Below are 13,403 nucleotides of genomic sequence, written 5' to 3'. Positions count from 1 at the left end.
GACAAGGGGGCGGCGGTCAAGTGTGTGCAAAAAATTACCTTTGGACAAAGAAACCAAACAGAGCCTCTTGGCTCGCACTCGAAGATGATCATTCAGGATATTATAGAAGCTATCGAGGCGGTCTGCCCGAGGGCTTATCAAGAGAGCTATGACAATAGTGGCGTGCAGGTGGGCGACACCAAGCGGGAGGCAACGGGTGCCCTCCTCTGTGTGGATGTTACCGAAGCGGTATTGGAGGAGGCCATTCGGCTGGGATGCAATCTGGTCATTGCGCATCATCCTATTCTCTTCAAACCGCTCAAGCGATTGACCGGCAGCTCCTACGTGGAGCGGTGCGTGGAGTTGGCCGTACGGCACGGACTGGTGCTATATGCGGCTCATACCAATGCGGACAACGCTCCGCAGGGACTGAATGCGCTGCTGGCCGAACGCTTCGGCTTGCTGAATACGCGACCGCTGGAGCCGCTGCAGGGCAAGCTCTTGGAGCTGGTCACCTTCGTCCCCACGGAGCATGCCGATGCCGTGAGGCAGGCTTTGTGGCAGGCCGGTGCAGGCCGCTTGGGACATTACGATTGCTGTTCGTTCAGCCATGCCGGTACTGGGACTTTCAGGGCTGCCGAGGGTGCCAATCCCTTTGTGGGAGCGATAGGCGAATTGCACCGTGAGGCGGAGGAGCGGATCAGCGTCGTACTGCCTGCATACAGGCAGGGTGCCGTGATGCAGGCTCTGCACGCGGCTCATCCGTACGAGCTGCCGGCTGTCAGCCTGATCCCACTGGCCAACGATCATCCCTCGGCCGGAGGTGGCATCGTGGGCGACCTGCCTTCGCCCACAAGCGAGCGCGAGATGCTGCTACGCATCAAGGAGGTATTCGGCCTGAAGGTGCTGTCCCATTCGGCTTGGAGGGAACGGCCGTTGAGGCGGATGGCTATATGCGGCGGTAGCGGTGCTTTCATGTGGCGGCGTGCCGCGCAGGAGGGCGCAGACCTCTTCCTGACGGGTGAGGCGAAGTACAACGACTTCTTCGATGCAGGGGAGCATCTGCTGCTGGTTACGATCGGTCATTACGAGAGCGAAGAGGTGGCTAATGAGCTATTTATGCGTATAATATCGCAGAAATTCCCTACCTTTGCCACCCACAAATCATCGGTTGCAACCAATCCGGTAAACTATTTGTAGTTAGTTAATTGAGCATCATGGCTAAAGAAAAGATCATCGTTGAGAACGAACAGAGCGTAGAGGAAAAATTGGCAGCACTGAGCAAGTTGCAAAATACCCTCTCTGAAATAGATAAGATCAAGACTCTCCGTGGGGAACTGCCCCTGGAAGTACAGGATCTGGAAGACGAAATCGCCGGAATGCAGACTCGTTTGGAGAACTTCACAGCCGGATCCAAGCAGCTCAATCAGGCTGTAACCACCGAAAAGGAAAAGATCAATACAGCCAAGACGCTGCTGGAGAAATACAAAAAACAGCTCGACGAGGTGCGCAACAACCGTGAATTCGACAATCTCTCCAAGGAGATCGAATTTCAGGAGCTGGAGATCCAACTCTCAGAAAAGAAGATCAAGGAATACAACGCCGAAATCCAACAGCGCAAGACCGATATAGCTGCTCTGAAAGAGGTGCTGGAAGAGCATAGCGAGGTGTTGGCCGAAAAGCGTGGCGAACTGGATACCATCATTGCCGAGACGAAGCAAGAGGAAGAGAAGCTGCGCGAAAAGGCGAAGAAGCTCGAAGCCAAGATCGAACCGCGCCTGCTGACGGCGTTCAAGCGTATCAGGAAGGGTGCGCACAACGGCCTGGCCGTGGTGCCCGTAGAGCGTGATGCCTGTGGCGGCTGCTTCAACAAGATTCCTCCTCAGAAGCAGCTGGACGTCAAGCTTCGGAAAAAAATCATCGTCTGCGAATACTGCGGACGAATCATGGTCGATCCCGAAATGGGAGCATAAGGCTCCTGAAAAGTAAGAGGCCGGTATGGGCGGTTTTCGCTGGCGGCCGATGCTTCGGGTTCACAGGTGCGGAAGTTTTCCGAGACAAGGTCCGGCTCTCTTCGGAGGTGCCGGCAGGACTGATGAGAGAGGACGAGAGTTCTCTCTTTGTTTTATGGCAGCATTCGGCTCATTCGGATGAAGAGCCTCGTCATTTCCAAGAGATTTTCCCATCGGCAGGATGGCCGGTCCGGATATTTTCCCCTGATATATTCACGACAAGATGAAGATTTCCCTGACAAACCGCGTCCGAACGACGATCAGAGAGCGGAAGCTCTTCCGAGAAGGAGACCGCCTCGTACTGGTAGCTCTCAGCGGAGGTGCCGACTCGGTGGCTCTGCTCTGCGTATTGCGCGAATTGGGGTATGAGACGGTGGCGGCACACTGCAATTTCCACCTCCGAAGGGAAGAGAGCGATGAGGATGCAGCTTTCGTGGAGGGTCTGTGCCGTGAGCTGAATGTCCGGCTGCATCGGATCGACTTCGACACGGTTCGTTATGCTCGCGAGCGGTCGATTTCGATCGAGATGGCCGCACGTGAACTGCGTTACGAATGGTTCGGACAGTTGCGGAAAGAACTGGCTATCGAATACGTGGCAGTGGCACACCATGCCGACGACAATGCCGAAACCATGGTGCTCAACCTCTGTCGGGGAACGGGAATCAACGGCCTGTGCGGGATGCCTTATAAGCGGAACGATGGTGTCGTGCGCCCCCTGCTGGATGCCACACGGGATGAGATAGAGGCTTATCTGCTCGACCGAAAAATCACCTATCGTACGGACTCTTCCAACGAGGATACGCGCTTCCGGCGCAATCTGGTCAGACACCGGATCATGCCGCTATTAAAGGAGTTGAATCCGTCGCTTCAGGAGGCGTTGCTGCGCACTCGGGAGAATCTGGAGGGCGTTGCAGCTTTTTACTCGAAGGCAACGGAGGATTTTCACGACAGCCTGAGAACGACCGCTTCGATAAGCATTCGGGAGGTCGAAGAAACACCTGCTCCGTTTACGCTGCTGTACGATCTGCTGCATCCGTACGGGTTCAACAGGGATCAGATACGGGAGGTGGCTGCTGCTCTGGACAATCCGCCCGGAGCTTCTTTTTTCTCTTCTTCGCATCGTCTCTTGCGTGAGAGGGGGCGGCTTACGGTGCTTCCCTTATCGTCGAAGACGGAGATGTCGAAACCGTTCGGCCTTGAAATCGGAGACTCCTTCCTCGATCTGCCGGATGGAAAGCGACTGAGTTGGCAGCGTGGTACTCCTGCCGATTTGGGCTTGGAGGGTCTGCGGCTTCCGAATACCAAGCTGTTGCTTTCTTTGTCGCTTGTGCAATCCTCTCCGGAGGGGCTTTGCGTGCGTCGTCCGCAGCCAGGCGATCGTATTTATCCTTACGGGATGAATGGCTGTAAGAGAGTGAGCCGTTTCTTTATCGATCGTCATGTGCCGCGGAGCCGGAGAGAGGAGGCTTGGCTCTTATCTCGAGGTACAGAAGTGGTATGGATCATGGGCTATGCAGCCGATCGGCGATTCGCCATCAATGGGCTGACGGATTCAGAAGAATATCTGCTCTTTTCTTTCGAATTATAGAGCTTGCTCGATGGTTTTTTCTCTGTGAGTGTATTCTTTCCCCTTTGCATCCATCAGGATGAAGTAAGCACGGTAAAGGCGGAGTAGGGTATAGGAATACTGCCCATTGAGACGCTCATACAAGGATTTGAGCTCGAATATGCGAGAGGGATTGGTGAAATAGGGGCGTAATTCGGAGATGATACCGGCATTTATATAGGCATCGGGAGCCAATCGTCCTTTCTCTATCAAAAGGGCAACGTGCCCTTCGATGGTGCTCGGACTGAGTTTCCGCTCGGTAGCGACCTCTTCTATGCTCATACCTGCCAGTAGCAATTCGAGCGTTGTCTCGTGGGTAGTCTTTTTCTTTTCCTTGGTTTTTTTCTCTTTACTCTTCCGGTTGCCGGCGGCTGTTGGCAGGGCTTCGTCCTTGGGTGAGATGCTGTGAACCCATTCGGTCATCAGCTCTTCCGTCCGAAGCTCCTGTCTGCTGAGACTTTGTCCGGCAGAGAGAGCACCGAAAACGGCTCGTAAGCGAAGCAGGCGGTACACGGCGGTATGCAGATTGTCCTGTAGTTCGAGCAGTTCTTTCGCAAACTGTTTGGCTTTTTTCAGCATTCCGACTTCTTGGATCGTGGAGGAAAGTTCCCGTGCTATGGCAGAAAGTTGTGGCAGGAAATAATCCACGGCTTTGTCGATTCGCTCCTTGACGGTCGCAAAGTCGAGTGGCGATTGCCCCCAAAGACCGTTAAGCTGCCGGCGAAAACGGCCGGCTACTTTGGTGATCGCATCTATTTTGGCCGATTGTTCGGCTGCTCTATCGCTATAATGGCTTTTGCTGCTCAGCTCGCTCTCCTCTCGATAGCTGAGACTGTGTTTGTGCCATATATTCATCAAGCTCTGCCAGTCGAAAGCCTCATCGGATTGCTGCTTCCAATAGGCGAGGCTGTTTTCCTGCAAAGAAGTCCGGAGTCCCTTTTCGTCGGGCTTCGTCTGTGCATATTCGACCAGTTCTTGAGGAGTTTCCAACCCACGCAGATCCGGAGGAGAGAGCAGTACCATCCCCTCAGGGCCTGTCATACGTGACAGGGCTACGTAGGCTTGGCCGGGAACGAAGACACCTTCCAGATCGATGGCGGCATGCTCGAAAGTCAGTCCTTGGCTTTTGTGCACGGTGATAGCCCAAGCTGCTCGAAGCGGAAAGAGGCGGAAGCTGCCGATTACTTCCTGTTCGGGGGCGTTGGTTTCGGGGTTCACGGAGTAGCGGACGTTGGTCCACTCGTGTGGCTCTACCTCTATAAGTTCTCCGCCGTCAGTCCGAACGACCACCGACGATGCAGAAAGGGAGTGGACTACGGCTATTTTCCCGTTGTAGTAGCGTCTTGGGTGGTGGGTGTCATTGCGAACGAACATTACTCTGGCACCTTCTTTCAACGTCATTGTCGGTTCCAAAGGATACAGATGTTCCGGAAAATCGCCTTTGATGGTCGCTTTATAGGTTTGGGACGGTGCAGGTAAGGCTTCCAAAGCGCGTCGATTGATTTGATCGGCTTTGTGATTATGCGTTGTCAGCGTGATATAGCCTTCGTGACAGGTGCTGTCGAAAGTCGGATTCACATGATCCTTCAGGTAAGTCAAATCGTCTGCCGGCAGACGATTGTGGCGCAGGTTGTTCAGCAAGGACATAAAGCGTGTGTCCGTCTGCCGGTATATCGTTTCCAGTTCGAGGAATACAGGCGGATGCTGACAAACCACCATGGAATGAAAAAAGAAAACGCCTTGATAGATTGCTGACATTAGCTCCCATTCATGCGGTTTGACTACCGGTGGAAGCTGCATAAGATCACCGATAAACAGGACTTGTACTCCGCCGAAAGGTCGGGGATTGCTCCGCATGCGACGAAGAACGAAATCGATCAGATCCAGCGTGTCGGCACGGAGCATGCTGACTTCGTCGATGATGAGCAGCTCCATGTTTCGAAGCAATTTACGCTTCGACGCATGCATACGTGTCTGTTTCCAGAAAGATGTCGGTGTAAGGATGTTTACCCCCATTGTGCTTTCGGGAGGCAATCCGTACGGAATGAATGTCCCCGGAGGAAGCTGGAGAAGCGAATGCAGCGTCACGCCACCGGCATTTAAGGCTGCTATTCCGGTGGGAGCAGCTACTATACAGTTTTTGAATGTGTGTTGGACAATGTGGCGCAGCAGGGTCGTTTTACCTGTCCCTGCATTGCCGGTAAGGAAAAGGTTACAGTTCGTGCGGTTGATAAAGTCCAGCACATATTCTTTTGTGTTCATGGAGATTTGTTTCAGGCAGACAACAATTATATCGGTTTGTCAGCCGCTGACATAAAATGCCCCTTGCCCGAAAAGACAGAATCGGGGAGATTATCGACGCTTGCGGAAGCGGCGAACGATACTACGCTTGACAAAGCCAAGCAGGGTACTGATCAACAAAGGACGACCGAAGTCCGTAAGTTGCTCGATCAGATGAAGCGTAGGTCGACCCGTCGGAGTCATTAGTTTAGCTGAAGGCACTTGCTTCTTGCCGATGAAGAAGCGGAGTATTTTGTTGCCGAGGCTACCGGGGTAGAACAGGTGGTTCTCAACTTCTTGGAAGATCATGTCGCCATAATTGTTGCGTACATGATCCAAGCAACGAAAGATATCCTTTTGGCACCGCATTGCTTCCTTTTCGCATGCATCTCGACGACGCTTCAGTTCATAATATGCTCGCATCTTTCTTTTTGTTATGGTTTGTACGACGACTTTTGTCGGAACTATTTATTATTTGCCCTCTCTTCCTCTTCTTCTTTTTTTCTTTGATGGCGAGCTACGATTTCCAGCACCTCTCCGGCCAGCCGTCCGAGGATAAATCTTCTGATCAGATGACGACAAAGATATCCGATCAGGAAAACCAGCAGATAGATCCCTACTACAACGAAAAAGCCTCCCGTAGCTCCTATTCCGAGCCACCGCCCAAAGCCGAATCCTAAGGCGATACTCAGGAATATGAGTATCAGGAACGACATCAGGACGGACATAGCCAGCAAAGCCAATTTCGCGATCAATCGTGCTCCTTCTTCGGCTATCGTATATGCTATGCTCTCTGTCCGAAGGGCGAAATAGCGATATGTATTTTCTATTAGTCGTTTGAGCATTGTCTGTCTATCTTAGTTAAACTTAAATGGAATAGGGATGAAAAAACGAGATAAAGAGCCGGGCAGCAGATTATATTTCAGTCCGGCAACAAAATCAACTCGACCGCATACAACCATCTCTACTGCTAAAAACCTTACGTCCCTGAGGGGGTGTTCGATTGGCACAAAGGGGAACGGGCTCTCTGACACACTTCCGCCTTCAAAAGATAAGGCGTGTAGATGGTATGCCTGGCACACGATCTACACGCCCCCGGAGTTATTCGCTTCTGAGATCGTCGAGTACTTCGTCGTACTTGTCACCGATCTCTTCCACCATATCCTCGGTGATCCCCTTCATCTTCCTGCGGTACTTCTGGTAGCGGTTCTTGGCTTCGTAATAGCCTTCCACCACGCTGTCCTTTACTTTGTCGGCAGTGCTGTTGATGTCTTCAACGAAGCGATTGCGCTTTTCACGATCGGCGAAATAAGCAGCGGCAGCCCCAATGGCAAGGCCCACTAACAGACCGAGAGAAAACTTTCCTTGTGAGCTCATAAAAATCCTCCTTACTTTAATTAAATGCTTTTGAATCAATTTTGTCAGAAAACCAATTACACTCGAATGGTGAATAGTTTCGTTAATTGTTCATCCGTAAAGATAAAAGTTTTTTCCGAATGAAACAATTTCATATTTCTCCGATTCTGCAGTTCCTTCCGAATTGTAAATACCTCTTCATATTCATTGCTCCATTATTTTTACTTTTGTTTCTAAAATAGAATACGAATGGACAGAGCACAGTTGCGAGGTATGGGGGTTGCCCTGATTACCCCCTTCGATGAGAAGGGAGAGGTAGATCACGAATCGCTTCGACTTTTAGCGGATTATCAGGTAGCGGGAGGTGCCGACTACATCGTAGTACTTGGCACAACGGGTGAATCGCCCACCATCGAGGAAGCCGAACGCTCTGCCATAATGCAAACAGTCAGGGAGGCGGTGGCAGGACGGTGTCCGATCATCGTTGGGGCCGGAGGTAACTATACGGAGCGGATCGTCAATCGGCTCCAAGCCATGGACAAGACCGGCGTGGATGCCATCTTATCCGTTGCACCTTACTACAACAAACCCACGCAAGAAGGCATCTATAGACATTACAGGAAATTGGCCGAATCTACCGATACGCCTATCATCCTTTATAACGTTCCGGGACGAACGGGTGTAAATATCAAACCCGAAACTACTCTTAGACTGGCTACAGACTGTCCGAATATCATCGGTGTCAAAGAAGCATCGGGCAATGTAGACCAAGTACGTGCAATAGTGGCGGAAAAACCCGATCCTTTCATCGTCCTGTCGGGCGACGATCATCTCTCCCTTTCCTTTATTAAAGAAGGTGCCGAGGGGGTTATCTCCGTGATCGGGAATGCCTATCCGGAACTTTTCAGTCGCTTGATACATCTGTGTTTGGAGAACCGATTTGAAGAAGCCGAAGCCATCCAACAGCGACTCGAAGGAATGTACTACCTGATGTTCGTCGATGGTAATCCGGCCGGAATCAAGGAATTGCTCTATCAAAAAGGACTCATCCGTCACAATATACTACGGCTGCCGCTTGTATCTGCATCGGACTCTACGTCTACTTTGATTGCCAGAGTTCGCAATCAGATCGAACAGCGGTAAAAAGATTTTCAACTTTCGTCCATACAGCCATGCCTATCATTCCCTCTCAAGTCCTGTTTGTAACCGGAATAGACACGAATATCGGGAAAACTTATGCCACGGCTTTTCTTTTCGACAAGTTCTCCGAGTCAGGGCAAAGAGTCATCACCCAGAAGCTCGTACAGACGGGATGCGTCGGCACTTCTGAGGATATAGAAGCACACCGCCGTCTGACCGGATGCTCCATGATGGAGGAAGACCGATTAGGTCTTACCTGCCCCTATATTTTCAGTTATCCGGCTTCCCCTCACTTTGCCGCCGATATAGATGGCAAAAGGGTGGACTGCAAGATCATAGACCGGGCTACTGAGGCTCTGCTTTCTCGCGGCTACAATCGCGTGCTTCTGGAAGGCGCCGGCGGACTGATGGTGCCCATCACCAAAGACTATCTTACGGCTGATTTTATTGCTGACCGAGATTACCCGATCGCACTCGTGACGAGTGGGCGACTGGGGAGTATCAACCACACGCTACTCAATTTGGAATTATGCCGCCACAGGGGCATTACGGTCGAAACCATCGTCTACAATCTTTATCCCGCCGAAGACGACCGCATCACAGCCAACACCCTCGATTATCTCCGCTTCTATCTGGATAAATATCATCCCGACACCCAGCTTATGGTGATGTCAGAACGGCATTGATTCGGGCACAGGCCAACAATCAAGATTCTATCCTCAAAACAGAAAAGCCTCCGACTCTCCTTATTAGGCAGAGTCGGAGGCTTTCGCTATTTCCTTAGGTCTATAAGGCTTATTTCAGCGTACCTTGCTGAGCTTGTTCGATCATCTTGGCATTCGGCAAGATGTAAACCTCTACACGACGGTTGGCCGAACGTCCGGCAGCTGTGCTGTTGTCCGCAATCGGTTCGTGGCTTCCACGTCCTTCAGCTGTCATACGCGACATACTCACGCCCTGAGAATTCAGGAAAGAGTATACGCTGGCTGCACGTCTCTCGGACAGAGGATCGTTGATCTTGTCGGAGCCTGTATTGTCCGTATGGCCTACGATGCGGATGTCCGTATCGAGGTTCTTGTTCATGTTTGCAGCGAACTTCGTCAGCGCAGTGCGTGAGTTAGGACTCAGCGTGCTGGAGTTCGTGGCGAAAAGAATGCCGCTGTCGAAAGTAACAAGGATAGCTTCTCCGTCATTTACGGTCTGGATCGTAGCGTCGGGTACAGCAGCCTCCAGTTCCTTCTTCTGCTTGTCCATCTTTTTCCCGATGAGAGCACCGGCTGCTCCACCGACTGCGGTACCGACGATGGCACCGACAGCCGTATTTCCGGCCACGTTACCTACTCCGGCACCGATAGCACCTCCTACTCCGGCGCCGATAAGGCCGCCTTTTGCCATATTGTTCAGTCCGCAGCCGGCGAACACGAGACCCACGGCCAAAGCCGAGGCCACTACACTTGATTTCTTCATTAGCTCTTCTTTTTATTCGTTTACACTATGCTTTGTTCACACAAAGCTATCCCGCAGGGGATCAATTATCTTTATTGGCAAAGTACTTCATGAACTGCATACGCTCGTACATCGTTGCCGACTTCACGCTTGCAGCATTCAGTTTGCCTCGGAATTCACTGACCGAATAGTAGCCCTTTACTTGCATCCAGCTCTCAATGGTGGCGATCATTTCGGCCGCGAATTGAGGTCCCTTTTTGTAAAGAGCGGTACATATCTGCGTCACATGTGCACCGGCCAGCAGGCACTTGAGTGCAGCCTCTCCATCATGAACACCCGTGGAAGAGGCGATGGATATGCCCGGCACCAATGCGCTGACGATACCGGCATAGCGAATCGTGTCCGAGATTTCTCCGGCAGAGGTAAATACGTCTCCGGCCACCATCTGCACCTTGTCGATGTCGATGTCCGGCTGGTATGAGCGATTGAAAAGTACTACCCCCTTGGCTCCTGCCGCCCGCAGCTTATCGACGAGAGATGGGATATTGGCAAAAGACTTGGACAGCTTCACCGCTACAGGGATTCTGATGGCTTTGATCAGAGAACTGATAATATCCACATACATCTGTTCGGCCTTGTTGGCATCGAAGAAGAGATCGGTATTGAGTCGCATCACGTTGATTTCGAGAGCGTCGGCTCCGGCCTCTTCGAACTGTTTGGCAAAGTCCACCCACGAATCGGAGCGGAAGCAGTTGATGCTGGCTATTACGGGGATAGCCACCTCGCGCTTCACTTCGCGAAGGAAGTCGAGGTGTTTGGAGATCTCGTTGCTCTGTACATAGGCATTGATATAGTCTGCCGCCTCAGGGTAATCCATCGGGGACATCATTTGGGACATTTCTGCCTCGATCTGCTCTTCGAACAGTGATTTCAGTACGATGGCAGCAACACCCGCTGCTTCGAGATCTTTGATGGTTTTGAGGTTGCGGGTCAGTCCCGAACTTGCTGCGACAATAGGATTTTTCAGGCGCAAGCCGGCGAACTCAGTGGACAAATCGATCATATCTGTTTATTATGAATTACGAAAAAGACCCTGCAAGCCTTCCCCGATCACTCTCGGTCATCTCTTTCAAGACAGACGAAAAACGCCCTCGACAACAGGACTTCCCAGTGCCTCCGGCACATATATGCGAGATACGGGCTACACAGAAGGTCTATTCTATTGATACTTACACTTTTGTTAGAATGAATACTTGCACAAAGATATAATTTATTTCACCTCAGCCGTTAATCGTCCTGTTCTTTCATTCATATACCTAATATAGTAATATATGCAGCAGCCCTGCCGAATAGGGCGAAAGGCTCTTTTTATATCTCTGTCCCTTCGAGGGCAGGGGGGCCGGAAGGCCTGATGCGAGAGCTTTCCTCCCGGAAAAAGGCGAACCCGAATATAAAAGTAAAAGGGCCGTGTCGAAAAAAAACTATTTCAACACAGCCCTCTCTGCTATTGTTTTGTGACCCCGGTGAGGCTCGAACTCACGACCCAATGATTAAGAGTCATTTGCTCTACCAACTGAGCTACGGAGTCAATACCCATCAAAAGGAAAGCCCCTTTTGATTTTGACGCTGCAAAGGTATGCTTTTTTCGTTATGTGCCAAATGATTCCGGAAAATTTTTCTTTTATGCACCTTCCTGCATCAGCTGTTATGACCCCATCAGTCTAATGCGAGGGCAATGTGTGGGGATGTCGTGCTTGTCTGTTGGCCGAGTCTGTAGGATGGAGGCGTTAGAGCCTCACCATTGTCGGAAAGTCTACGACTGACAGCCTCGGAAATACGAACGGGAAATGCTCCGATTGTGGCGCGTATTTTCCCGAAAAGCGGCGCGAGAATTTTTTCGCTGTGGCGCGAGATTTTTTTACTTCTCGCACCAAAACCAAAAAGTTTACGCGCCACATTTTCAGGAAGGACAAAAGAGAAAATTTCCGCGCGTAAACTCATTCGACAGGGGATGATGCTCCCTACACTTTCTTTTAGTGGGAGGAATGTCTGTCAGCTGTCTCTGCTTGTGGAGTTTCTTCCGGTCGAATAGGCGAGGGTTGTCCTCTTCGGTTCTCGATACAATCATTGTATGGATTTTGCGTTCAATAGAGGAGGTTCTGTGGATCCGCCCCCACGGGGAAAGAACGGGGAGAGCTTTGTCCGATGATGGAGCTGTAGAGCTGCCCGAAGCTGAGAGAAATTCGGACAGAATGAGGAATATCTCCCTATCGCAGTAGACCATTATTCTCTATCTTTGGGCGCATAGCATACCTACTTTCTTATGCAAAAGAATACGAACAAGAGGCCTCACCAAGAACGAAAAGCGAAAACTATAGGGTATGAGCTGGAGCGGTAATCAAACTTTCTTCGAGCGGAGCCGCATCACGATGCGCGTTACCTTTATTTTCGCAGCCATGGTTATTGCCCTCCTTACGCTGTTTGCTTCGGACAGCCTGATCGATAAGATGGCCGGCGAGGAAAGGCAGAAAATCGAGCTATGGGCACAGGCTACCAAGATCGTGGCTTCGGACGATGAAGCCGTTCTGGCCAAAGACCTTGTTTTGCAGATTATCCAATCCAATAATAGCATCCCCGTCATCCTGTGCGATTCCAAAGACTCCATTATTTCGCACAACAATATCGACATTCCGGCCGGCAAACCTGCACTACCCTACCTCCAAAAGAAACTTCGTTATTTCAAGGAAGGGTATCCTCCTATCCGAATAGAAATAGAGGCCCGTCGGCCACAATTCCTCTATTATTCCGACAGCCAAACCCTGCGGCGACTGTTGGTATTGCCTTATATAGCTCTGAGCGTGATATTTGTCTTCCTCGGTATCTCCATCATGGCCTTGCTGGCTGAGCGCAGATCCGAACAGAATCGTGTATGGAACGGACTCTCCAAAGAGACTGCCCATCAGCTCGGTACACCCATATCCAGCCTGATGGCATGGGTGGAACTCCTCAAGGCATCGGAAGAGGATCCATCTATCACCAATGAGATGGAAAAGGATATAGACCGACTGCGTATGATAGCCGAACGGTTCCAAAAGGTAGGCTCGGAACCCAAGACGGAAGTACAGGATGTCCGTCAGGCTTTGGGCAGCACAGCGGACTACATGCGCTACCGCGTATCGCGACAGGTGGACATAGAATTGAGGATGCCGAATGAGGTCATGCGCATAGCCCTTTCGGCACCGCTGTTCAGTTGGGTGATCGAAAATATGATCAAAAATGCCGTCGATGCCATGAGTGGCAAAGGAAAGATCACGATCGAACTCAAGGAGAAAGGCTCGTACGCAGTAATAGATATTACCGACACGGGCAAAGGGATCCCCAAGGGGAAAATGCGCGATATATTCCGTCCGGGCTATTCCACGAAGACCAGAGGTTGGGGCTTGGGTTTGTCTCTGGCAAAGCGAATCATAGAGAAATATCACAAAGGGAAAATAAGCGTAAAGCAATCGGAGCCGGGTATTGGTACCACTTTCCGTATTCTGCTGCCGAAGCAGGCCGATCTGCCATAAGTATACGAATGAAAT

At 51.1% G+C, this 13,403-nt stretch carries 15 protein-coding genes and 1 tRNA gene; 7 read left to right on the top strand and 9 right to left on the bottom strand.

Annotation, left to right across the window (positions count from 1 at the left end; genetic code table 11):
- Positions 1-84 precede the first annotated feature (84 nt).
- The 3 genes from F452_RS0101450 to tilS all read left to right on the top strand — a co-directional run bounded on the left by F452_RS0101450 (position 85) and on the right by tilS (position 3,579).
- On the top strand, positions 85-1,179 hold the full coding sequence (locus F452_RS0101450; protein WP_018964487.1) for a Nif3-like dinuclear metal center hexameric protein: 1,095 nt from the start codon (positions 85-87) through the stop codon (positions 1,177-1,179).
- A 17-nt stretch (positions 1,180-1,196) separates the two neighbouring features.
- Positions 1,197-1,952 carry a zinc ribbon domain-containing protein gene (locus tag F452_RS0101445; RefSeq protein ID WP_018964486.1) on the top strand — a complete coding sequence of 252 codons (756 nt, stop codon included), beginning with the start codon at positions 1,197-1,199 and terminating at the stop codon, positions 1,950-1,952.
- Positions 1,953-2,214: 262 nt separating this feature from the next.
- On the top strand, positions 2,215-3,579 hold the full coding sequence (tilS, locus tag F452_RS0101440) for a tRNA lysidine(34) synthetase TilS (protein ID WP_018964485.1): 1,365 nt from the start codon (positions 2,215-2,217) through the stop codon (positions 3,577-3,579).
- Here the strand turns inward: tilS and F452_RS0101435 are convergent.
- From F452_RS0101435 to F452_RS0101420, 4 genes are all read right to left on the bottom strand, one after another.
- Complete coding sequence (locus tag F452_RS0101435) at positions 3,574-5,859, bottom strand: helix-turn-helix domain-containing protein (RefSeq protein WP_018964484.1); 2,286 nt, start codon at positions 5,857-5,859, stop codon at positions 3,574-3,576. The genes tilS and F452_RS0101435 overlap by 6 nt on opposite strands.
- 90 nt (positions 5,860-5,949) lie before the next feature.
- Positions 5,950-6,300, bottom strand: a complete 351-nt coding sequence (locus tag F452_RS0101430) for a hypothetical protein (protein ID WP_018964483.1) — start codon at positions 6,298-6,300, stop codon at positions 5,950-5,952.
- Between the two features lie 41 nt (positions 6,301-6,341).
- The gene (locus tag F452_RS0101425; RefSeq protein WP_018964482.1) at positions 6,342-6,722 is read right to left on the bottom strand and encodes a hypothetical protein; all 381 of its coding nucleotides are present in this window, start codon (positions 6,720-6,722) and stop codon (positions 6,342-6,344) included.
- Between the two features lie 256 nt (positions 6,723-6,978).
- On the bottom strand, positions 6,979-7,254 hold the full coding sequence (locus F452_RS0101420) for a YtxH domain-containing protein (RefSeq protein WP_018964481.1): 276 nt from the start codon (positions 7,252-7,254) through the stop codon (positions 6,979-6,981).
- A gap of 228 nt (positions 7,255-7,482) precedes the next feature.
- Here F452_RS0101420 and dapA point away from each other — a divergent pair, with 228 nt between their 5' ends.
- Both dapA and bioD read left to right on the top strand, forming a co-directional pair.
- Positions 7,483-8,376 (top strand): 4-hydroxy-tetrahydrodipicolinate synthase, encoded by an 894-nt coding sequence (dapA, locus tag F452_RS0101415; protein WP_018964480.1) that lies wholly within the window; start codon positions 7,483-7,485, stop codon positions 8,374-8,376.
- A 29-nt stretch (positions 8,377-8,405) separates the two neighbouring features.
- A complete protein-coding gene (gene bioD, locus F452_RS0101410) occupies positions 8,406-9,059 on the top strand; it encodes a dethiobiotin synthase (protein WP_018964479.1) in 654 nt (217 codons plus the stop codon).
- A gap of 109 nt (positions 9,060-9,168) precedes the next feature.
- Here bioD and F452_RS0101405 read toward each other — a convergent pair whose 3' ends face one another.
- The 4 genes from F452_RS0101405 to F452_RS11825 all read right to left on the bottom strand — a co-directional run bounded on the left by F452_RS0101405 (position 9,169) and on the right by F452_RS11825 (position 11,750).
- The gene (locus F452_RS0101405) at positions 9,169-9,840 is read right to left on the bottom strand and encodes an OmpA family protein (RefSeq protein WP_018964478.1); all 672 of its coding nucleotides are present in this window, start codon (positions 9,838-9,840) and stop codon (positions 9,169-9,171) included.
- A gap of 61 nt (positions 9,841-9,901) precedes the next feature.
- On the bottom strand, positions 9,902-10,882 hold the full coding sequence (locus F452_RS0101400) for a dihydroorotate dehydrogenase-like protein (protein WP_018964477.1): 981 nt from the start codon (positions 10,880-10,882) through the stop codon (positions 9,902-9,904).
- A gap of 452 nt (positions 10,883-11,334) precedes the next feature.
- Positions 11,335-11,407: transfer RNA gene (locus tag F452_RS0101395), tRNA-Lys, on the bottom strand.
- A 199-nt stretch (positions 11,408-11,606) separates the two neighbouring features.
- Positions 11,607-11,750: a DUF1661 domain-containing protein gene (locus F452_RS11825; protein WP_394358151.1), complete on the bottom strand. Its 144-nt coding sequence runs from the start codon at positions 11,748-11,750 to the stop codon at positions 11,607-11,609.
- On the opposite strand from F452_RS11825, the gene F452_RS13170 reads away from it, so the two are divergent.
- On the top strand, positions 11,722-11,814 hold the full coding sequence (locus F452_RS13170) for a DUF1661 domain-containing protein (protein ID WP_152566834.1): 93 nt from the start codon (positions 11,722-11,724) through the stop codon (positions 11,812-11,814). The genes F452_RS11825 and F452_RS13170 overlap by 29 nt on opposite strands.
- Here the strand turns inward: F452_RS13170 and F452_RS12270 are convergent.
- Positions 11,780-12,103, bottom strand: a complete 324-nt coding sequence (locus tag F452_RS12270) for a hypothetical protein (protein WP_162473157.1) — start codon at positions 12,101-12,103, stop codon at positions 11,780-11,782. The two genes, F452_RS13170 and F452_RS12270, sit on opposite strands and share 35 nt — an antisense overlap.
- A 97-nt stretch (positions 12,104-12,200) precedes the next feature.
- Here F452_RS12270 and porY point away from each other — a divergent pair, with 97 nt between their 5' ends.
- Complete coding sequence (gene porY / locus F452_RS0101390; RefSeq protein ID WP_018964476.1) at positions 12,201-13,388, top strand: two-component system sensor histidine kinase PorY; 1,188 nt, start codon at positions 12,201-12,203, stop codon at positions 13,386-13,388.
- Positions 13,389-13,403: the final 15 nt, after the last annotated feature.

Source organism: Porphyromonas gulae DSM 15663 (assembly GCF_000378065.1).
Taxonomy (GTDB): domain Bacteria; phylum Bacteroidota; class Bacteroidia; order Bacteroidales; family Porphyromonadaceae; genus Porphyromonas; species Porphyromonas gulae.
The sequence above is the reverse complement of the archived record's forward strand: the minus strand, read 5'-3'. Positions and strand labels throughout refer to the sequence as shown.